The following is a 21,046-nucleotide window of genomic DNA, read 5'->3' on the forward strand; positions in this document are numbered from 1 at the left end:
CATATTCAGTCTATTGGAGAAGTGAAAACAAGCCAACAACTACCAAGAAATAAAAAACCATCCAATCCAAGAGTTACATTTGATGGTCGTCACTGGTGGATTAGTGTGGGGTTCCAAGAAGACTTTGAATCACAAGAACTAACCAATGAGTCAATCGGTGTGGATGTTGGTTTAAAAGAGCTGTTTGTAGCTTCTAATGGTACGAAAGAACGAAATATAAACAAAGACGCCAAGGTTAAAAAACTTTTGAAAAGGAAAAAGTCAGCGCAAAGAGATATGTCTAGGAGATTTAAAAAAGGTGTGAAAATTCAATCTGCTGGATATGAAAAAGCAAAAATCGAGCACCTGCGGTTATCTAGGAAAATTATGAATATCCGAAATAACCATATCCATCAAGCAACAGCTAAATTGGTGAAAACCAAACCAATGAGAATTGTTGTGGAAGACTTATCTATCTCAAACCTGTTAAAAAACAAAAAACTATCGAAAGCATTTTCCTCTCAAAAATTATACTTCTTCTTTCAATGTTTATCATACAAGTGCGAGAAGTATGGCATTGCGTATGTAAAAGCTGATAAATGGTTCGCCTCAAGCAAGATTTGCTCATGTTGCGGCGTAAAATACGACCATTCAGTTCAACCAGAAGGACAGTGGAGTTTAAAAATACGTGAGTGGTGTTGTGCTTCATGCAATAGCTATCACGATCGGGATGTAAATGCTGCGATAAATTTATCAAGATGGGTAAAATAAATGCTTGATAATAGGAGGTAACGATACTGCCTCGTGTGGAGTGTTATACCCCTCGTCCCTTCGGGGTTGCGAGAACACGATGAAGCACTAACTTGTGTAAATTTGATTGAATTGTATAGATTTAGTTAAGTTTATCGTATCGGCATAAGCGCCACGTTATGTTTGCTCAAATTTCGGCAGTTATTGCTTTTACACCGGCGATAGGACCGTTAATTGGTGGCTTTCTTGATCAAATGTTTGGATTTAAAATGGTGTTTTTTAGTTTAGTAGTTATGAGTATCGGGATTTTTCTGCATACGTTTGTTTCTCTTCCGGAAACAAAAACGGACTCAGTAACGAATAAAATAAATGTGTTTTCTGTTTTAAAACGGTTGATTACAAATCCAAAAGTAGTAACATATGGGCTATTAATTGGAGGAGCGAATGGTGTTTTATTTAGCTATTATGCAGAAGCGCCGTTTATCTTTATTGAATACTTTCAGTTATCGCCTAGTATGTATGGGTTTTTAGGAATTGTTGTTGCTTCCGCTTCTATTATTGGAGCGAAAGTTTCAAAACGATTGCTTGCCACATATAAACCAGAGAAGATTATATATATTGGTAGTCTTGTAATGACAGGGGGAGCTATCCTTTTATCTGTTATTACGTTTGTTGGATCAAATCCGAATGTAATATATATGGTTGTATTTTTAATAGCGATGTTTATATTGTTATTAGGGATTGGAGTAGCATTACCTAATTGTTTAAGTTTAGCGTTAGTAGATTTTCAAGATGTCATTGGTACAGCAGGTGCATTGTTTAGCTTAGGGTACTATGTAATTGTAACGATGACAATTTGGGGAATGAGTCAGCTGCATACGGGTTCGTTACTAGTGATGCCACTTTATTTTCTAGCTATAGTAGTTATCATGATGGTGTTTACTAAAGTGTTTATTTTAGGTAAACAAACTTCAAAAATGATTTAAATATGAAATGGTAAAAGAGTCTCATTTTTTAATGAGACTCTTTTATATTTTATGAAAATGATTATAGGTATGAATATGTAATTGGTGTTAAAATATAACAAAATTGTATAGTTATAGATTTTAGAGGAGGTCAAATATTAATGAATCTAGTATGTGCTCTACTAACCATTTCCGGACTTATTATAGTTGTAAGAAAAACTTTCATTGTAAACCACTATCTTTGTAATTTAATGGCATTTTTTTATGCTTATATGACAACATCTTCTTATACGTTAAATCAACTTTCACTAGTGAAAACAATAGTTGTACTAGTTTTGTTGTTTATAACTTTAGTTCTCGTATACTCACATTTCGATATTAGAGGGCTAGCTTTTAATGATTATACAGTATTTAATTTACCGTCTAGCCGAGTGAATATATTAGTGAAAGAAGGACTTACTGAAGCAAACATAGAATTTACTTTGGATAAAAATAACATATATTTATCAGGAACGCCTACTAAAATTAGAATACTTAATAGACCATTGCATACTACGAATATTCTATTTAAAAAAGGTCCAGATGATATGAAAGGGGAAATTAAAGATATTATTGAGGAGAAGATAAAAGCTGAAAAAAAGAGTTTTCCACTTTCGGGTGTATTGTTGATTGTTTTGGCCGGAATAATATTTTTCATAAAATAGTAGTATTGTGAAATGTTTTTTGCGATAAGATTCGAATTTTTAATTAAAATGAGGTGGAATGTATGTGGAACTTAGCAAACAAACTAAATGTTAAAGCAACTTCACAAGAAGATCTACAACAAATTTTAAAGCTATGTACAATTTATGATGAAGCTATTTATGGTGAAATTGATACAACGATAGAGGATATTACTAATTCATGGAAAGGTATTGATATTAGTAAAAGCTCTTATATTGTTATGAATGAAGAAGAAATAATCGCTTATGGAATTTTGACGGGGAATGAAAGACAGTTTCCATCTGCTGTACTTATTCATCCTAATTATATGAATCAAGGCATTGAACAAGTAATATGGTCAAAGCTTGAAGGGCGTGCTACGGATCTTGTTAGTAACTCGTCTTGCTTGAATGGCACGATTATAACACAAGCAAATAATTTCTATGAGGAAGAAGTGTTAAGAGAAGGTGGTTTTATTCCCACGCGTATATGGTGGGGGATGGGGATTGAATTGAACTCAAATGTGCAAACACCACTATGGCCAAATGGTGTTACAGTGCGACATTACATACCTAGTGTGGATGATGAGAGGTTACATCAAGCTTTTAATGAAGCCTTCGCAGACCACTGGAATTCGCAACCTTCTACGTTAGAAGAGTTTTTACAGCGTACTGATAGAGAGGGGTTTCATCCAACATTATGGTCACTGGCGATGCTTGATGATGAAGTAGTAGGTTTTATCTTTAGTAAAAAGGGTGCTGACGATAAAGCTGAAATTACTCACTTAGGTGTAAGGCGTTCGAAGCGGAAACAAGGATTGGGATTAGCGCTGTTACATCATACATTCGGTCAATTATACGAAGAAGGGATTTCAAAGGTCCATCTAAATGTAGATTCTGAAAATATTACAGGTGCACCTCGTGTATATGAAACGGCTGGAATGGAAGTACAGAGTAAATTTGTTCGTTTTGATAAGGAAGTCTGCGCGAAGGATGTATATGGTATGTAATTTTACTGATATATTATATTTTTGGGTGGGATGTTAACGGAGCGTTCAGAAATCGCGAAAATAAAATTTGAAAATGCTAGTAGAAATGGAAATGACGTTATCAGATATAGATATTAAAGTACATACAGTATGAAACCGAGGAAGAAATACTCTCTTCGGTTATTTATACTGTAATAATATACATACCGGAATCATATTGAATAGATGTATTTTATTGTTAATTCAGTTAAAATTTAAACGTAATTATGCATATTAATTTATTAAAAAAATAATTGAATTTTTCAGATTAATGAATTAATATAAGGTAAGTAATTTTAAGATTTATAGAATATTGGAAGATGAAAGGTTTTGAGAATTTTATAAGAAGCAAAAAAAACGATTTTAGGATAGCTTTAAAGCTAGTGTAAAATGACGTTTGCTTCATCATTTTCAGGGCCGAAAAGAATTAGGGGAAAGCATCTTGTTTTAAAATGCGGCTATGAATCACCTAAGAGGGGGAAGTGAAGTGGCAAACAAAGAATTGAAAAGAGGTTTAGAAGCACGTCATATTCAAATGATTGCTTTAGGCGGAACAATTGGTGTTGGTTTGTTTATGGGGTCAGCCAGCACGATTAAATGGACAGGTCCGTCGGTTATGCTTGCTTATGCAATTGCAGGTATTTTTATCTTCTTCATCATGCGTGCCATGGGAGAAATGTTGTATATGGAGCCAAGTACAGGGTCATTTGCAACGTTCGGTCATAAGTATATTCACCCGTTAGCTGGTTATATGACAGCGTGGAGTAACTGGTTCCAGTGGGTTATCGTTGGGATGTCAGAGATTATCGCGGTTGGGGCGTATATGCAATATTGGTTCCCAGATTTACCAGCTTGGATACCAGGTGTAATTGCAATGGTTATTCTTGGTGCAGCTAACTTAATTTCTGTTAAGTCATTTGGTGAATTTGAATTTTGGTTTGCGATGATTAAAATCGTTACGATTTTATTAATGATTATTGCGGGATTTGGACTTATTTTCTTTGGAATTGGTAACGGCGGAGAAGCGATTGGTATATCAAATCTTTGGTCAAATGGTGGTTTCTTTACAGGTGGTTTTTCGGGATTCTTCTTTGCATTATCACTTGTAGTTGGAGCGTATCAAGGAGTGGAATTAATCGGTATTACTGCTGGTGAAGCGAAGGATCCGAAGAAGACACTTACAAGAGCGATTCAAAGTACAATTTGGCGTATTTTAATTTTCTACATCGGTGCTATTTTCGTTATTGTAACTGTGTATCCGTGGGATCAATTAAGTACAATTGGTAGCCCGTTCGTGGCAACTTTTGCGAAGGTTGGTATTACGGCAGCAGCTGGACTTATTAACTTCGTTGTTATTACAGCAGCAATGTCTGGTTGTAATAGTGGTATTTATAGTGCTGGTCGTATGCTATATACGTTAGGTGTAAATGGACAAGCACCGAAATATTTTACGAAACTTTCTGGAAATGGTGTGCCTTTATTCGGAACAGTTGGCGTAATTATCGGTTTAGCGGTCGGTGTTGTATTAAGTTATATCGCACCGAAAAATTTATTCGTATATGTATATAGTGCGAGTGTACTTCCTGGTATGGTACCATGGTTTGTCATTTTAATTAGTCAAATTAATTTTAGAAAAGAAAAAGGAGCAGAGATGAAAGATCATCCGTTCAAAATGCCATTTGCTCCTGTTACAAACTATTTGACGATTGCCTTTTTAATTATGGTATTAATCGGAATGTGGTTTAACGATGATACGCGTATTTCACTAGTTGTAGGTATTGTTTTCTTAGCTATCGTAACAATTAGTTTCTATGCTTTCGGCATAGGGAAACGACCTCCGTTAGATGTTCCAAATGATCAAGAGATTTCAAGTAAATAAAGATAGTAAAAAAGTCCGATTTCTCATTTGGAAATCGGACTTTTTGTTATTAAAACTTTTCTAAAACGATTTTTCCAATTGTATTGCCGCTTTCAAGCAGTGCATGTGCTTTCTTTACATTTTCAGCGTTAATTGGTGTGAATGTTTCATTTAAAGTAGTCTTTAAAATGCCTTCATCTAGTAGTTCGCTTACTTTATTTAATAGTTCGTGCTGCGTGATCATGTCTCCAGTTTCATACATCGCTTTTGTAAACATAAACTCCCAAACGAATGTAGCACTTTTACTTTTTAAAATGCCCATCTCAAGAGGGTGTTCATTTTCTACGATAGAGCATATTTTTCCTTGTGGTTTAATGAGGTCGCATATTGCTTGCCAATGCTGATCTGTATTGTTTAAGCAGAAAATATAATCTACATCTTTTAGCCCAAACTCTACTATTTGTTCTTGTAAAGGTTGGTGATGGTTAATGATATAATCAGCACCAAATTTCTCAACCCAGTGTATCGTTTCATTGCGGGATGCAGTTGTGATAACATTTAGTCCGGCCCATTTCGCAAGTTGAATGGCAATTGAACCTACACCACCAGCACCGCCTATAATTAAAATGTTTTTAAAGGAGTTCGTATCTTTCTTATTATAATCAATACCTAAACGTTCGAATAAACCTTCCCAAGCTGTAATAGCTGTTAACGGAAGTGCTGCAGATTCAGCATCACTTAACGTTTTTGGTTTTTTACCAACGATTCTTTCATCAACGAGGTGGTATTCACTATATGTACCTTGTCTCGTAATGCTTCCAGCGTAAAACACTTCATCGCCTTCTTTAAATAACGTACAACTTTCGCCAGTTTGCACGACAACACCACTAGCATCCCAGCCAAGTATTTTCGCTACATCTTCTTTTTTATCTTTCGGAGAGCGGACTTTTGTATCAACTGGGTTAACGGAAATAGCGTTAATTTTAACGAGTATATCTCTTCCTGTGGCAACAGGTTTTTCAACTTCTAGATCAATTAAACTGTTTTCTTCTTCAATAGGTAAGTATTCATGTAAACCAATTGCTTTCATTTGTATTCCCTCCATTAAAGTAAGAGTCATTTACTCTTTTATTATAGTAGGTGGAGTGTCATTATGTAAAAAAGTTAAGTCCTTTCTATTTTGTAAAAGGCCTGTTTCAGCATCATGTAGTACCGTGTAACTGGAGAGGATCCGCCATCGTTTTGATTTTATAGGCGTCGGATGAAAGTTATACTTATTTTTCCAGTGTACCTTGCAATGAACAATACCAAGTGTTATATTATACTTGTGGTTACTTATTATAAAACAGTACTGGATAATAAATAGTAGTGAACATCAATTAGAATAGGGTGAATGAATATTGAATGTACAATTTAAAAAAGGAGTTTTAGAACTTTGTGTTCTTGTCTTACTTGATAAGCAAGACCGTTATGGGTATGAATTAGTTCGAAGTATTTCCAATCGAATTGAAATATCAGAAGGGTCTGTTTATCCTCTACTGCGTAGATTAACTAAAGAAGAATATTTTACAACGTATTTACAGGAGTCTTCAGAAGGTCCTTCAAGGAAGTATTATACGCTGACGGATAAAGGTAGAACGTATTTGTACCAACTTTTGAGGGAATGGAATGAGTTCTCACAAGGTGTCAATCAATTAATAAAAGAAGGTGTAAGTAATGACGAAAAATGAATTTTTACAACAATTAAATGCATCTCTAAAAAGGTTATCTGAAAAAGAGCGTGCAGATATTTTAAAAGATTATGAAGAACATTTTACTTTCGGATTAGAGGAAGGGAAAAGTGAAGAAGAAATTGTAGCTTCATTAGGTTTTCCAGCTCAAATCGCCAAAGAGTTATTAGCAGATTATCATATTGAGAAAGTAACAACAAGTGCAACAACAGGAAATGTTTTTCGTGCAATTTGGGCAGTAATTGGATTAGGTTTTTTCAATTTGTTAATCGTACTTGCACCTGCAATTACATTAGCGGCATTGATTTTTTCAGGTTGGGTTCTAGGTATCTCATTTTTAGGTGCACCATTACTTGTTTTAGTTGATACGATTATACATCCAAATACATTCTTGTTATTTAATCTTTTCGTTTCTTTAGCACTTTGTGGACTTGGATATTTCATTGTTATTGCTATGTTATTTTTAACGAAGCTAGCAACGAAAGGATTTGTTCGTTATTTAAAGTTCAATATAGCACTAGTAAAAGGTGGTTTGAAGCATGATAAATAAGAAGAGTTTCTCAATCATTGCAGGTATTATTTTCATTATTGGTATTATCGGAAGTTTATTCACTTATCGTTCAATTGATGCGGTACCAATTTCAGAAGAAAAGGTCATTAATAATAATGTGTCAAGCGTCATTATCGATACGAATAATGTTCGTGTTAACATCAACCCTACAACAGGTAGTAACGTGAAAGTAAAATTAGATGGTGAGGTTAATCCAAACGTAAAAAGAACATTAGCTACGGATGAGAAAGATTCAACGCTTCTTATTTCTTATAAAGAAAAACAACAGAGTTGGTTCAACTTTAATATTTCTGAAGTGTGGGCGCCATTAACATTAAATGTGTATCTACCTGAAAAACAATATGAATCATTAAAAGTTTCCAATAATAATGGCTATGTTTCTGCTAAAAAACTAAACGCAACAAATTTTAATATCAATACAAGCAATGGACGTGTTGAATTAAGAGAAATCAATTCGCCAAAAATTATCGCGGAAACAAACAATGGAATTATGGATTTCAAAGATGTATTGGCACAAAATATTCATGTGAAATCGAACAACGGACGAATAATGCTAGACCATGTTGAAGGTGAAATAGAGGGGCAAACTAAAAATGGAAGTCTTACTCTGAAAACGAATGAACTGGATCGAAATCTCAATTTTACGACTCACAATGGAAAAATTAATATTGAAACTGAAAAAGAACCAACTAATGTTCAATTTAATGTTGCTGTTGATAATGGTAGAGCGAATATCCTTGATAAATATAATGGAAATACTGTTATTGGAAAAGGAGAAAATGTAATTAAATTAAATACACATAACGGAAATATTACAGTGGAAAAACAATAGCATATTACCTTTTATCATCTCAGCTCGCCACACATAAAGAGCAATAATAAAGTGCAACTGGGGGCATCCCCCACTGATTATCAGCCCTCACCAATCAGGCTGCCCGTTAATGCGGGATAAATAAAAAAACGACTCCTTTTCTCAACATGTAGGTAGTCGTTTTTTTATGTAACATTCGGTTAAGTGTGCATCCTTTGTATATTTCAAAATACAAACAGTTGTTTTATTACGCTTGGTTTTTAGGAAAATAATGAATAGTAATTAACAATGTAAGGAGAATTTGTGAATGAATCAAAAATAATAGCTGAAACAGTGAAGGAAGGGAAGGAGTTTATTTCTAGCAGGGGGAATTTTTTACTGTGAACTTTATCCAAAACTAAATGTAAAGGTGGATACATAATGACAGTAAAGAAACTTTATTTCATCCCAGCAGGTCGTTGTATGTTGGATCATTCGTCTGTTAACAGTGCGTTAACACCGGGAAAACTATTAAACTTGCCGGTTTGGTGTTATCTTTTGGAGACGGAAGAAGGTCCTATTTTAGTAGACACAGGTATGCCAGAAAGTGCAGTTAATAATGAAGGGCTTTTTAACGGTACATTTGCAGAAGGACAGATTTTACCGAAAATGACTGAAGAAGATAGAATTGTAACTATTTTAAAACGTGCAGGGTATGAGCCAGATGATCTCCTATATATTATTAGTTCGCACTTGCATTTTGATCATGCAGGAGGAAATGGTGCTTTTTTGAATACGCCAATCATTATACAACGTGCTGAATATGAGGCGGCACAGTATAGAGAGGAATATTTGAAAGAGTGTATACTGCCAAATTTAAACTACAAAATTATTGAAGGTGATTATGAAGTGGTACCTGGTGTTCGGTTATTGTATACACCAGGACATTCTCCAGGACATCAGTCATTATTAATTGAGACGGAAAAAAACGGTCCTGTATTATTAACGATTGATGCATCTTATACGAAAGAGAATTTTGAAGATGAAGTGCCGTTTGCGGGATTTGATTCGGAATTAGCTTTATCTTCAATTAAACGTTTAAAAGAAGTTGTGACAAAAGAAAAACCAATTATTTTCTTTGGACATGATATAGAACAGGAAAAGGATTGTAAAGTGTTTCCTGAATATGTATAGTGCAAAAAGTCATGAGCTCACGTGCTCATGACTTTTTCGTTTAAATAATTTTTTTAAATAAGTTATAAACTTTTTTGGAACTATCTTCATTTAATTGATAGTACGTTAGGTTTACATCATCAGGAGTATCTTGCTGAGCAATCATCACTTCGTTATTGTGATGATCAACTACCCATATGAAATATTTTTTATAAGTTCCATCTTCGAAAGTAATCCACATATCACAATCTATTAAATCTGATCCTTCTTCATCTAATGTTAATTTTCCTTTTTTTGCGGTATCCATACTATTAATAAACGTTTTTAATTCATCTGTTTTTGTGAGGAAGAGATCCTTTTTTGTTTTAATGGATTCGACATGTATATCTTTTATTTCCTGTTTTCCTAAAAAGACAGGGGGCTCATTTGGATCCCTTTGAGTGGAAATAATAGTAGCTTTTTTCTTGGGCTTATTTGCTGTATAGAGATCTTGAATAGATTTTCCAGAGTTTATAAACCATACGATTCCACAAATAATTAATGTGCTACAAAGCAGTAAAATAATTTTCTTAATAGAATATTCTCCTCTCTATTACTTCGTATGAAGAGCTTTTCTATTAATATATGATAGGTAAGCGTAAAGTATTATAGTTGAACGTGGCTATTCTTAACAGTTTTAAGAGGGCGATCAACGAGTAAATTGTAAGTAAGCCCAATTAATACGAAAACACCGCCGATAATCTTTCCAGTTGAGAGTTCATTTGTCAGGAAGAAATCAATGATAGTCCCTGCAAATAACTGTCCGATAAAGATGAGTAACGTTAAATAAAATGCTGATATTTTAGGAGTGATATAGTTCGATAATGAAATAACGATAACCCCTACTAATCCGCCTAAATATACAGCGATAGGTATGGATTGTAACGTATGCATTGGAATATACATTGAATCTGAACTGAAAATTAAAAATAACATAGAGAAAAATAAGCCAGTAATATAATTAAAAAACGTGCCTTCCCAATTCCCAATTTTCTTTGCTAAATTCGCGTTAATAATTCTAGCAACAACGATAGAAACACCAGCTAAAATAGCGATCGTAATATATAACATTTTCTTGCCCCCATTAATAAATTGTCATGATTATAATTCCAGAAGAGATGAAACATAATCCAATTAGTTTTTTCTTTTCAAATTTAGCAACTTTCATTCCTAATAAACCGAAATGATCAATAACGATGGAAGCAATGGATTGACCGAGTAAACTTAATGCGATCGTAATAGAGGCACCAAGGACCGAGAAGCTTATATTGTTAAAAAGAACAGTGAATACTCCAATCGCTCCAGCGCTATATAAAAAAAGCGGAATACTTTTATCAAAATGGATTTTATGTTTGTTTATGATTAAAACGAAAATAACTGCAATTAAACCGACAAAGTGAATGACAACACTTGCTGTATACTTGCCAATTAACTCAGATAAAATCCCATTCAATGGAAGCATAACGGCGATGAGCACACCAATAAAGACAGAAAGAAAGTTATACAATGTAATATCCCCTTTGTATTTCATATTTGTAATGACTGTATCATGCTGAAATTGTGTATTACTATGACATATGTCATAGTGGAGGAAGAAAATTTTGATTACAATGGGGATGAGTCGTAAAGGTGGGGGACTATGAAGAAAATATGTAATTCAATTAAATTAGCAGAGTATATGAAACAAAATAACATTGACTCCTTTTTTAGTAATGATATGAAACCGTATATGGAACTTATATTTTTTAAAAAGAATGAGTTTATTTGTAGGGAGAATGAGGAGATAGATTATTTATATTTTTTTGTGGAAGGAAAAGCGAAAGCGTTTAATACATTAAGTAATGGGAAATCTGTATTGTTATGTTTTTATGATAGTTTGCAGTTACTAGGAGATGTAGAATTAATACACTCTCAAAAGACTGCTTCCAATGTGCAAGTGATGGCAGATTCATATTGTGTTGGTTTGCCTTTAGGAAAAGTGAGAAATCAACTATTTCATGATGCGAAATTTTTACGATGTATTTGTGGATCGTTAGCTCATAAATTAAACCGACTTTCAAAAAATAGTACAATTAATTTACTATATCCTCTTGAAAATAGACTTGCGAGTTACATGTTAGCAGCGGGAGAACGAGCTGTGCAGCATGGGAATCGAATTGTATTTAGTGGGAATTTAACGGAAACAGCGGAATTGTTAGGGACAAGTTATCGGCATTTATTGCGCACATTAAATATTTTTTGTGATAAAGAGATTATAAAAAAGAACGATGGATGCTTTGAAGTAGTGAATGTGGATGTTTTGAGAGAATTGGCGGCAGATGTTTATAAATAATATAGTAAAGTGGGGATTTAGATGAAAATAGCTATAATTTCAGATGTTCATGGGAACAGTCATGCATTAAAAGCAGTATTAGAAGATATTAAACATCGCAAGGCTGAAATGATAATAAACTTAGGGGATAGTCTGTATGGGCCGTTAGATCCTTTAGGGACAATTGAAATATTGATGAAGAACGAGATGATACATATTAAGGGTAACTGTGATCGCATGCTTTGGGAACCTATACAAGGGCAGTCTGCTACACTAACTTTTGTCCAAAATCAATTAACAGAAAATCATATAGATTGGTTACAACACCATCCTTCACAATATATTGTAGACGATATTTTATTTTGTCATGGTACGCCAACTTCAGATGAGGTGTATTTACTAGAAGAGATGGACGAGAATGGTGCAGTATTAAAGAGTGAAAAAAATATAATGGATCAACTCCAAAATATAGAACAAAAAATAATAGTATGTGGTCATACACATATTCCTAGAGTTGTTTATTTAGCAAATGGAAAAATCATAATAAATCCAGGGAGTGTAGGACTTCCAGCGTACAAAGATGAATTACCCATTGTGCATAAAATGGAATCAGGAACTCCGCATGCAAAATATGTAGTGATAGAAAAAGTTTCGGGAGAATGGATAATTGAACAAATTTCAGTTTCTTATAATTGGGAAGAAGCAGCTGGATTGGCTGTTCAACAGGAAAGGTATGATTGGGCACAGGCGCTAAAGACTGGGAAGATAGAATGAAGGGGAGTTTACTTTATAGTAAACTGCTTTTTTTATTTTGATTAGATATTGAATTATATAAAAATAAAATGGATTGAAATAGAAAAGGCAGTGAATGAGAAAGGATTTCCTAGCCATGTAAAGGGAATAAGTCCAGTAAGAGGATTATATTACATCGGTTTATCGTGGCAATCTCAAAGGGGCTCTGCACTTATTTGTGGTGTAGGAAAGGATGCGACGTATTTGCTTTCTGAAATCAAAAAATAGATCAGTAGCAGCGACTACTGATCATCCATATGTACATGAATTAGGAGAGGTCAAACATTTATTAACTTTATTATAATAGATTTTCACGAGAATAAAAACTGAAAATTCTAATTTTATGTTGAGAAAGTTTTTTGTATCGAAATATATAAAAGAACAGGGATTTTTATTAAAAGAAAAAATCATATTTATATTTTAGTAGATTATGGTATATTTTACATGAGATGCATTTCCGTAAATGTAATTATTCAAATGGTAATTACATTTATATGAGGGAAGGAGAAGTTATTATGAAATTTGATGATCAACGCCTACTAGGAGTCCGATTAGGTTCTGTACTTGTGACAGAGGAAAATCAATATTTAGTAATTAAGAAAAAAGATCATTATGCACTATTGAACATACATACTCTAGAATGCACACACGTTGAAGTGCAGTTAGAACATATTGAAGAAATGTTGCAGGAAGATTTCCAAGAAAGTATAACGGAGATTATTGCACCAGAACATATAAAAATTGTTGCGAAAAATGTTATATAAAAAAAACAAGCTGGGTGTACCAGCTTGTTTTTTAATTTACTTGCAGATTTCTACTCTGAAAGACTTGTTTTGCGACAAAAATAGCATTTAAGGCACGTGGAAATCCCGTATAAGGAACACAGTGAATAATAGATTCAACAATTTCATTAGTTGATAAGCCTACATTTAAAGCGGCGTTAATATGAACAGTAAGTTGTGGTTCACATCCACCTTGTGATGTTAAAGAAGAAATTGTTACAAGTTGTCTTTGTTTTAAATCTAATGTACCTCTGGAATAAATATCACCAAATGCAAACTCTACTATATATTTTCCGAGATCAGGAGCGATATCTTGTAAGGATTCAATAACCTGTGTCCCAGCGTTTCCATCGATATTTTTTAATGTGTCCCAACCATTTTCGTATCTTTCATTGTTCATAGTTTCATCTCCTGTTTTAAGATTTAATGTTTATAAATGAAGTGTATACCTTTGAGTGCGCTCTAAAGCAATGGGGTTGTAAAAAATTTGTTGGAATTTTTTATAAGTGTATAATTGAGATATGGATAAAATGTATACTATTCAACAAATAGCAGAATTAACAAATTTAAGTACGCATACATTACGCTATTATGAGAAAATAGGCTTACTTAAAAATATTAAGCGTAATGAATCAGGGTATCGTGTATATTGTGAGGTAGATTTAGCGTGGATTGAATTTCTTATTAGATTAAGAGAAACGGGGATGTCCATACAGGAAATGATAGAGTTTTCAAATCTTCGTGTTATGGGAGATATTACTGCTACAGAAAGGCGGATATTGCTAGAAAATCATAAAGAAAATGTTTTAGATCATATGGAGCAATTGCACAAACATTTAAGGAAAATTGAGGAGAAAATAATTTATTATACAAATTTAGAAAAGGAATAGTGGGCTCCCTATTCCTTTTTAAGGATAATATACATTTTAATGGAACTACTTATATTAAATCTAACCCTTCGATAACCTTACCAATAATCCCTTCCATTTGATGAACACCTAAGTCAGCGTTCGTCATTATAATAGCGCCATTCCCTCGGTATGGGTAGCTTACCATCATACATTGAAATCCAACGCCCCACCCAAGTGAATACATTTGTAAGTCTTCGTTAGAATCATCTAGAAAAACACCTAGTCCAGTCCATTTTGAGCAACCTTGAAGAGAAAGCATATCTTGTATTAATTTTTGAGAAAGTTTTAGTTTACCCTTTCCTTGTAAGGAATGAATGATTTCAATTAATAAAGTTGATAAGTCAGTTGGTGTTGTCCAAATACCTGAAGCAGCTGCGAATGGATAGAATGGATACTTCTCATTTGTAACGGTGCCATCTTTATTATGCCCGCAAGCAAAAGCATCGGTTTTATCTATGTCTTCAGGAGAGAAGATGGTACTATTCTTCATTTGCAGTGGTTGAAATATATATTCTTCTAGTAAAAGGTTAAATGATTTTCCAGTTATATCTTCAAGTAGTAGTTCGATAATACAAAAGTTTGCATCAGAGTAGTGAAATTCACTTTCCGGTTTATAAGTTATTTCTATCGGTACGGAGCAATATGGTGTTTTACCGGCAAGGAGTTTAGACATGCTTGGTTGCCCTTGAGCTAGTGTATAATGTTTAAAGCTATTAGGAGGATCAATGATTCCAGATTGGTGACTTAATAAATTTCGCAACGTGACTTTTTTCTGTGAGGTAAATAGATTGGTAGGAATATTCCAAGATGTGAGTCTATCATTTACGTCTTCATCTAAATGCACAATTTCTTGTTCTAATAACGTTAGTACGAGCATTGTAGTGATGAATTTACTAATTGAGCAAGAATTGAATATAGAATTCGTAGTGACAGTTTTATTTGTTCCAGTTTCAAGTGTTCCGAATACAGTTGTTTCATCTAGTTTACCATCACGTATAACGGCAAGGCTTAAACCTGCAACGGAATATTGTTTCATTTTCTCGTATATATTGTTACTTTTTAAGTTCATAGTGACTCCTTTCTTAAAAAGACAGAATGTTAGTTCTATTATACAGTAGTAAATGGGGAGAAAAAGAAAAAACTTCATCTTTTATCGATGAAGTTTTTTCGTTAATTCGAAGTGAATGTTTTAAAAAATTTGTCTCGGTACATGTACATAAGCCATGAGGTTGTTAGTAAGGAAATAATGATTTGTTTGTTTTGAATTGGCGCTTTGAAAACAAGCCAGCCAACGATATCAAATAATACATGTAGTGCAATTGAAAGAACTACAAATTGTAGTAGCGTATTTAAAAATCTTTTCATAAAGTGTCCCCCTGAAATAAAAGGTTTATCAACAATGTTGTATAATACTATTATACATTAAATGTTTATAATGGTAAAATTTAAATAAGTTAGTGAAATAAAACAAATGAAAGCTAATGAGGAGGGATAGTCATGGAGTTTTGGATGATCATACCGATAGCGATCTTTGGGTTTATTTATATCGTTGAAAAATTAAATAAAATTGAAAAGAAAACGGATGCGCGTTTAAAGAGGATGGAAGATAGATTACAGCTAATTACGAAAGAAATGGGAATTGTAGATAGAGAACCTGAAATTAATAAAGAGTTACGCCAGCTTATGGAGGAAGGAAAAACAGTTACAGCAGTTAAGAGAGTAAGAGAAGTTTTTGGGTTTTCTTTACTAGAAGCGAAGCAATATGTTGATAAATTATAAAAAAGATCATCCGTTTGGATGGTCTTTTTTATTGGACCATGCGTGTATTTACATAAGCAGCGATTATAACGTGGCCAATTATAATGATGGGAAATACGATTTTTACATTAGGGGTAAGGAAGACGCTACTAATTGTGGCGATAACACCAGCAGTTAAATTATAAAGACCAACTATTTTTGATAACTTCACTTTATCAAGCACGCGGCGTTCATTGAATCCTGATAAGAGCCAAGTGTATTGTTTTACTCCGATGAAATAAGCTAGTGCAAATGAAATGATTGCTAGTATGAATAATGATGGGGAAGCGAAGAGAGTCATTGAGAACACCTCCGTTAAAGGGCTATAAATCAATTATAGTATGAATGTTATAATTTAACAAAATATAAGTGTAATAGAAAATGGAGTATGTATCATGAAGGGGGATTAAGTATGAATATTGTGGAATTCCAGAGATATGTATCAAATTTCAGTGAAGAAAAAGGATTTCAAGATACAACAATTGAAGAGCGTACAATGTATGCAATGGCGGAATTAGGGGAATTAGCGGAAGTTATATTAAAGCGCGATAAAATACAAGATGCAAAAAGAGAAATCGGTTTAGAAATGTTTGATGTAATTTGGAATGTATGTGATTTAGCAAACAAGTTAGAAATTGATTTAGAGAAGGCGTTTGAGGAAAAAATGATGATAAATAAAAAACGTGAATGGTAAAAGGGAAGTTAAAAAGCGCACAAAATTTTGTGCGCTTTTTATTAATGGTATGAAAAATATGTAAGAAAAGATGGAACAAACACTGAAGATGAATTGTCTATTATAGGTAGTAACTATTTCGTTTGAAAGAAAGGGTGGAGAAAATGAAAAAGAATACATTATTAAAATTAGGGGTATGTGTTAGTTTACTAGGAACAACTCAATTTGTTAGTACAATTTCTTCTGTGAAAGCGGAACAAAAGCTAGAGCAAAAAGTAATAAAAAATGAGGCAGGAACTATTTCGATTTCTCAGTTAAACAAAAATGTATGGGTTCATACGGAGTTAGGTTATTTTAACGGAGAAGCAGTTCCTTCGAACGGTTTAGTTCTTACTACTTCAAAGGGGTTAGTACTTGTTGATTCTTCTTGGGATGACAAATTAACGAAGGAACTAATAGAAATGGTAGAAAAGAAATTTCAGAAGCGCGTAACAGATGTCATTATTACACATGCACACGCTGATCGAATTGGTGGAATGAAAACATTGAAAGAAAGAGGCATTAAAGCGCATAGTACAGTACTAACTGCGGAACTAGCAAAGAAAAGTGGATATGAAGAACCGCTTGGAGACTTACAAACCATTACGAATTTAAAGTTTGGAAATATGAAAGTAGAAACATTTTATCCAGGGAAAGGACATACAGAAGATAATATCGTCGTGTGGTTACCGCAATATAACATTTTAGCTGGAGGCTGTTTAGTTAAATCTGCGTCCTCGAAAGATTTAGGAAACGTTGCAGATGCCTATGTAAATGAATGGCCTATATCGATTGAGAATGTGCTGAAGCGATATCGAAACATCAATTCAGTAGTCCCTGGTCATGGGGGAGTAGGGGATAGAGATTTACTTCTACATACATTGGATTTGTTGAAATAAAAAAAGCGAGGAGAAACAATTTTCTCCTCGCTTTCTTCTAACTATATTTAAATGCGAAGTCCGCATACGTTACTGAGATTTTAATTCCAAGTATACAAATACCAGTACCGTCATAATTGCGATAACAACGTAAGTAGCATCAAGCATTATAAGTGTTTTTAAAGTTTCAGTCATCCTCATTCACCCCTGGTATAAAAATATAACATAATCTCTTATTAATTAAATCAGAGATTATAAAGATAACAATGTACATGAAATTTATAAAGTAGATTCTATATAAATATATCATATAAATAATGTAAACAATGTTAAGATAATGTAAATGTATTGTAAAGAAAGGGGCGGTTCATCATGTCTGTAAATCTATTCATTTATAAATGCTATGTATCTCTCGTGTGCCGGATAGAACACAGTTATAACATGTGAAAAATAAATTCATTTTGACAAATCAATCACGATGGTAGCCGTTACTACATTTTCCTCTATTACTTCTACTTGTACTTGTTCATCGTTTCTCCAATTGATATTGAAGTTGTCTGTCGTATACATTTCCTTAAGAGTGACCTCTTTATATTTTTCTAAAATGCTACCTCTTTTCCCATAATAGATTCTTACAGTTGAACTAGGACTTGGTCCTTTTGATTTTATTGTTTCTCTAAGCTCGATAATATTTATTAAATTTGGAGATTCACTTTTTTGAAAGGTAAAGGAACTGACCACTTTTTGTACCTTCTTAAAAACAGGACCATTGGATTTATTTGATACATTAAATTCCACAACTTCAGGTACGGATTCTTTTCCTCGTAGTGTTATCGTTGCTTCATAATCGTTTTTCCAATCTACGAAAACGTTTGAGGAATCGAGACGTTCTCCCTCATTTGCAATACTTATGTCAAAATGTTCCCATAAGCCGTATTTAATTCTGACGGGATAGGAACCATGAGAAGAGTCTGAATCTATTTTCACTACTTTAATCGTATTTTTATTATTTGGAGAATGACTTTTCTTAAGTGTAATGTCCTGTAAATACAAAATGTAAGACAAACAGCCTACTACTAAAATAATTGGAATTACAATACGTAAGGCAGTAATTGGACGACCTCGTGTCCTTTTTTTCTTAGTGCTTTTACTATTTTGTTCAAGGTCTTTTTCAATACTCGTTGGAGCTATTACTTTTGGCGGGCGATTAAGCCACCAAATGAAAGCTATAAGTAGTAAGAAAAGAGGTATTCCTTGAATAAAGAAAAATCCTTTCCAAAAATCAAGTGCAGTACTATATGGAGAATCCGTTGCCATCCCCCCTATAAAAAGTGCCATTGGGCTTACAAGTATATTTATCCCTAAAGCGATCAATACGAATGAAAGATTTTTATTTCTAATTTTTCGTGACCCAGCCATAAGAAACAGAAATACTGCAATACCGAGTATAAGAAACAGTGTTCTGTAGTAAACCATCATATTATCCCTCCATAACTTTAATTGTACCATCAGTAAGGAAAATTTTGTGAAATGTTAGGTGGATATGATATTTGTATTCCTTAAAAGTGCACTGATATATGATGCAAATAAATCATGTGCAAGTATGAATATCAGGATACAGTAAGAATATTATGTCGACAATGTGAACTGTCACAAATTCTTATATATTATTGTGATTGATATCACATCCTTTTTTCTCAATGGGTATTATCCTTAGTTTGTAAGCAATCATTGGGAGAGGGTGGGATGATATGTTTTGTTATCAATGTGAACAAACGCCAACAGGCGGATGTAAAGTAATAGGTGTGTGCGGTAAAAATGAAACAATTGCAAGTTTACAAGATACGATTGTGTTTGGGTTAAAAGGAATTGCGGCTTATCGCACACATGCTGCTCAGTTAGGCTATACGGATGCTTTTGTAGATGCTACAACGCAAGAAGCGCTGTATATGACATTAACAAATTCTAACTTTAATGAACGAGAACATATTGATATGGCTATGAAAGTTGGGAAATCAGCTTTACGAGTAATGGAGTTGTTAGATGAGGCACATACGAATCATTTTGGTGTGCCAGAGCCTGTTCAAATTACACAAAACCATGTAGAAGGTAAAGTTATTGTAGTTACAGGCCATAATTTATTTGCGTTAGAAGAACTATTAAAGCAAACGGAAGGAAAAGGAATTAATATTTATACGCATTCTGAAATAGTTGATTTTAGAAAAAATATAAAAATCGAGTTGACATTCATCGCTACCTAGTCATACAATATACTTGTAATAAGCAATACTGAGTAGTGTTGTTTCTCAAAATATTTTCAGTAGACAATAGGTAATTGCGGATTTTAGAAAAAATTTGAAAATTAGTTGACATCTATCGCTACTTAGTCATACAATGTAGATGTAATAAGTGATACTGAATAGTATGAATTCAAAAAAGCTACTCAGTAAAAAATTCGCCTTAGTACTCTGTAATACTGAATATAAGTCAGACAGAATAGGGGGTAAAGGAGGATCAGAACATGGAAAATTTAACTGAAATGCTGAAAGGTTCACTGGAAGGGTGTGTGCTGGAAATCATTAGCCGCCGTGAAACGTATGGTTATGAGATTACTCGCCACCTGAATGATCTTGGGTTTACTGAAGTCGTGGAAGGAACGGTCTATACCATCCTCGTACGATTAGAGAAGAAAAAGCTTGTGAATATTGAAAAGAAACCATCAGATATGGGACCACCTCGTAAGTTTTATTCATTAAATGAAGCTGGACGTCAGGAACTTGAATTGTTTTGGAAAAAATGGGATTTTGTATCGTCAAAAATTAACGTCTTGAAGTCAAACTAGCTTCATAATATAAAATGTTCCGGCTCATATTTGGAGAGTTTCTTGTCTGCTTTATAAAAAAGGAGGAAAATAAGATGTTGGAAATGTTCAAAAAATTAATTGGTGATAAAAAAGAGTACAAAATGATGATGGCACGTGTTGCAGCATTGCCAGAGGACTATCAGTTTGTGTTTAAGAAAATTCAAAACTACATGTGGAATTTTTCAGCCGGTAACGGGATGGATATGCTGCACATACAGTATGAATTAATCGATTTGTTTGAAGCCGGTGCAGCGGAAGGCAGACAAGTGCTAGACATTACTGGGGAAGACGTGGCATCCTTTGCTGACGAACTAGTGGCAAACGCTAAAACATATGTTTCTAAGTATCGTGAAGATTTGAATGAAAGTATTATGAAGAAATTGAGAAAAAAATAAATGCAACAAGTAATACCGACT

Annotated in this window: 26 protein-coding genes and 2 pseudogenes; 19 read left to right on the forward strand and 9 right to left on the reverse strand. The window is 33.6% G+C overall.

All coding sequences use genetic code 11. The features are described 5' to 3' along the window. The 5 genes and pseudogenes from PDK19_RS26035 to PDK19_RS26055 form a co-directional block, all read left to right on the forward strand. On the forward strand, positions 1-750 hold a 750-nt coding region (locus PDK19_RS26035), incomplete at its 5' end, for an RNA-guided endonuclease InsQ/TnpB family protein (RefSeq protein ID WP_270708188.1). 143 nt (positions 751-893) lie between these two features. Beyond that, a pseudogene (locus tag PDK19_RS26040) lies at positions 894-1,715 on the forward strand (MFS transporter); the annotation flags it as partial. A gap of 134 nt (positions 1,716-1,849) precedes the next feature. Further along, on the forward strand, positions 1,850-2,398 hold the full coding sequence (locus PDK19_RS26045) for a hypothetical protein (RefSeq protein WP_270708190.1): 549 nt from the start codon (positions 1,850-1,852) through the stop codon (positions 2,396-2,398). Between the two features lie 62 nt (positions 2,399-2,460). Continuing rightward, on the forward strand, positions 2,461-3,405 hold the full coding sequence (locus PDK19_RS26050; protein ID WP_000267280.1) for a GNAT family N-acetyltransferase: 945 nt from the start codon (positions 2,461-2,463) through the stop codon (positions 3,403-3,405). 505 nt (positions 3,406-3,910) lie between these two features. Beyond that, positions 3,911-5,302, forward strand: coding sequence for an amino acid permease (locus PDK19_RS26055; protein WP_001284422.1), 1,392 nt, complete (start codon positions 3,911-3,913; stop codon positions 5,300-5,302). A 49-nt stretch (positions 5,303-5,351) separates the two neighbouring features. Here the strand turns inward: PDK19_RS26055 and PDK19_RS26060 are convergent, their stop codons facing one another. Beyond that, entirely contained in the window at positions 5,352-6,371 is a 1,020-nt protein-coding gene (locus PDK19_RS26060; RefSeq protein ID WP_000643761.1) for a zinc-binding alcohol dehydrogenase family protein, read from the reverse strand. Positions 6,372-6,681: 310 nt separating this feature from the next. Between PDK19_RS26060 and PDK19_RS26065 the strand changes: the two genes are divergently transcribed. The 4 genes from PDK19_RS26065 (at position 6,682) to aiiA (ending at position 9,566) form a co-directional block, all read left to right on the forward strand. After that, positions 6,682-7,011, forward strand: a complete 330-nt coding sequence (locus tag PDK19_RS26065) for a PadR family transcriptional regulator (RefSeq protein ID WP_001102641.1) — start codon at positions 6,682-6,684, stop codon at positions 7,009-7,011. After that, positions 6,998-7,561: an HAAS signaling domain-containing protein gene (locus tag PDK19_RS26070; protein ID WP_000164534.1), complete on the forward strand. Its 564-nt coding sequence runs from the start codon at positions 6,998-7,000 to the stop codon at positions 7,559-7,561. The genes PDK19_RS26065 and PDK19_RS26070 overlap by 14 nt, the downstream gene beginning before the upstream one ends. Beyond that, entirely contained in the window at positions 7,551-8,414 is an 864-nt protein-coding gene (locus PDK19_RS26075) for a DUF4097 family beta strand repeat-containing protein (RefSeq protein ID WP_000608747.1), read from the forward strand. The genes PDK19_RS26070 and PDK19_RS26075 overlap by 11 nt, the downstream gene beginning before the upstream one ends. 399 nt (positions 8,415-8,813) lie before the next feature. Further along, on the forward strand, positions 8,814-9,566 hold the full coding sequence (gene aiiA, locus PDK19_RS26080; protein ID WP_000216576.1) for a quorum-quenching N-acyl homoserine lactonase AiiA: 753 nt from the start codon (positions 8,814-8,816) through the stop codon (positions 9,564-9,566). A gap of 40 nt (positions 9,567-9,606) precedes the next feature. Here aiiA and PDK19_RS26085 read toward each other — a convergent pair whose 3' ends face one another. The 3 genes from PDK19_RS26085 to PDK19_RS26095 all read right to left on the reverse strand — a co-directional run bounded on the left by PDK19_RS26085 (position 9,607) and on the right by PDK19_RS26095 (position 11,115). Continuing rightward, entirely contained in the window at positions 9,607-10,101 is a 495-nt protein-coding gene (locus PDK19_RS26085) for a hypothetical protein (RefSeq protein ID WP_049111103.1), read from the reverse strand. Positions 10,102-10,190: 89 nt separating this feature from the next. Continuing rightward, entirely contained in the window at positions 10,191-10,655 is a 465-nt protein-coding gene (locus tag PDK19_RS26090; protein WP_000965818.1) for a DMT family transporter, read from the reverse strand. A 13-nt stretch (positions 10,656-10,668) separates the two neighbouring features. Further along, a complete protein-coding gene (locus tag PDK19_RS26095; RefSeq protein ID WP_029141168.1) occupies positions 10,669-11,115 on the reverse strand; it encodes a DMT family transporter in 447 nt (148 codons plus the stop codon). Positions 11,116-11,223: 108 nt separating this feature from the next. Between PDK19_RS26095 and PDK19_RS26100 the strand changes: the two genes are divergently transcribed. The 3 genes from PDK19_RS26100 (at position 11,224) to PDK19_RS26110 (ending at position 13,451) form a co-directional block, all read left to right on the forward strand. Then, positions 11,224-11,916, forward strand: a complete 693-nt coding sequence (locus PDK19_RS26100) for a cyclic nucleotide-binding domain-containing protein (protein ID WP_000717650.1) — start codon at positions 11,224-11,226, stop codon at positions 11,914-11,916. A 21-nt stretch (positions 11,917-11,937) separates the two neighbouring features. Further along, on the forward strand, positions 11,938-12,669 hold the full coding sequence (locus PDK19_RS26105; RefSeq protein WP_000684256.1) for a metallophosphoesterase family protein: 732 nt from the start codon (positions 11,938-11,940) through the stop codon (positions 12,667-12,669). 533 nt (positions 12,670-13,202) lie between these two features. Then, positions 13,203-13,451, forward strand: coding sequence for a hypothetical protein (locus PDK19_RS26110; protein WP_000666952.1), 249 nt, complete (start codon positions 13,203-13,205; stop codon positions 13,449-13,451). A gap of 31 nt (positions 13,452-13,482) precedes the next feature. Here the strand turns inward: PDK19_RS26110 and PDK19_RS26115 are convergent, their stop codons facing one another. Continuing rightward, entirely contained in the window at positions 13,483-13,869 is a 387-nt protein-coding gene (locus tag PDK19_RS26115) for a carboxymuconolactone decarboxylase family protein (RefSeq protein ID WP_001058541.1), read from the reverse strand. A 121-nt stretch (positions 13,870-13,990) separates the two neighbouring features. Here PDK19_RS26115 and PDK19_RS26120 point away from each other — a divergent pair, with 121 nt between their 5' ends. Further along, positions 13,991-14,359, forward strand: a complete 369-nt coding sequence (locus tag PDK19_RS26120; RefSeq protein WP_049113608.1) for a MerR family transcriptional regulator — start codon at positions 13,991-13,993, stop codon at positions 14,357-14,359. A gap of 49 nt (positions 14,360-14,408) precedes the next feature. On the opposite strand, the gene PDK19_RS26125 is transcribed toward PDK19_RS26120, so the two are convergent. After that, positions 14,409-15,449, reverse strand: a complete 1,041-nt coding sequence (locus tag PDK19_RS26125; protein ID WP_049113607.1) for a serine hydrolase domain-containing protein — start codon at positions 15,447-15,449, stop codon at positions 14,409-14,411. A gap of 101 nt (positions 15,450-15,550) precedes the next feature. Further along, positions 15,551-15,745, reverse strand: a complete 195-nt coding sequence (locus PDK19_RS26130) for a hypothetical protein (protein WP_049113605.1) — start codon at positions 15,743-15,745, stop codon at positions 15,551-15,553. Positions 15,746-15,877: 132 nt separating this feature from the next. Here PDK19_RS26130 and PDK19_RS26135 point away from each other — a divergent pair, with 132 nt between their 5' ends. Next, positions 15,878-16,159 carry a hypothetical protein gene (locus PDK19_RS26135; protein ID WP_000397702.1) on the forward strand — a complete coding sequence of 94 codons (282 nt, stop codon included), beginning with the start codon at positions 15,878-15,880 and terminating at the stop codon, positions 16,157-16,159. Between the two features lie 28 nt (positions 16,160-16,187). On the opposite strand, the gene PDK19_RS26140 is transcribed toward PDK19_RS26135, so the two are convergent. Next, positions 16,188-16,478: a DUF3784 domain-containing protein gene (locus tag PDK19_RS26140; RefSeq protein ID WP_049113603.1), complete on the reverse strand. Its 291-nt coding sequence runs from the start codon at positions 16,476-16,478 to the stop codon at positions 16,188-16,190. 111 nt (positions 16,479-16,589) lie between these two features. Between PDK19_RS26140 and PDK19_RS26145 the strand changes: the two genes are divergently transcribed. Next, entirely contained in the window at positions 16,590-16,871 is a 282-nt protein-coding gene (locus PDK19_RS26145; RefSeq protein WP_001028123.1) for a MazG nucleotide pyrophosphohydrolase domain-containing protein, read from the forward strand. 143 nt (positions 16,872-17,014) lie between these two features. Next, positions 17,015-17,788 carry a BcII family subclass B1 metallo-beta-lactamase gene (gene bla2 / locus PDK19_RS26150; protein WP_049113600.1) on the forward strand — a complete coding sequence of 258 codons (774 nt, stop codon included), beginning with the start codon at positions 17,015-17,017 and terminating at the stop codon, positions 17,786-17,788. 435 nt (positions 17,789-18,223) lie between these two features. Here bla2 and PDK19_RS26155 read toward each other — a convergent pair whose 3' ends face one another. Continuing rightward, positions 18,224-19,276, reverse strand: coding sequence for a hypothetical protein (locus PDK19_RS26155; RefSeq protein ID WP_041184508.1), 1,053 nt, complete (start codon positions 19,274-19,276; stop codon positions 18,224-18,226). Between the two features lie 242 nt (positions 19,277-19,518). Here PDK19_RS26155 and PDK19_RS26160 point away from each other — a divergent pair. The 3 genes and pseudogenes from PDK19_RS26160 to PDK19_RS26170 all read left to right on the forward strand — a co-directional run. Continuing rightward, a pseudogene (locus PDK19_RS26160) lies at positions 19,519-19,980 on the forward strand (hydroxylamine reductase); the annotation flags it as partial. A gap of 308 nt (positions 19,981-20,288) precedes the next feature. Further along, complete coding sequence (locus PDK19_RS26165) at positions 20,289-20,609, forward strand: PadR family transcriptional regulator (RefSeq protein ID WP_000429483.1); 321 nt, start codon at positions 20,289-20,291, stop codon at positions 20,607-20,609. Between the two features lie 74 nt (positions 20,610-20,683). Continuing rightward, positions 20,684-21,025 (forward strand): DUF1048 domain-containing protein, encoded by a 342-nt coding sequence (locus tag PDK19_RS26170; protein ID WP_000891984.1) that lies wholly within the window; start codon positions 20,684-20,686, stop codon positions 21,023-21,025. Positions 21,026-21,046: the final 21 nt, after the last annotated feature.

Origin of the sequence: Bacillus cereus group sp. BcHK124, from assembly GCF_027712065.1 — a bacterium.
Classification (GTDB): Bacteria; Bacillota; Bacilli; order Bacillales; family Bacillaceae_G; genus Bacillus_A; species Bacillus_A pacificus.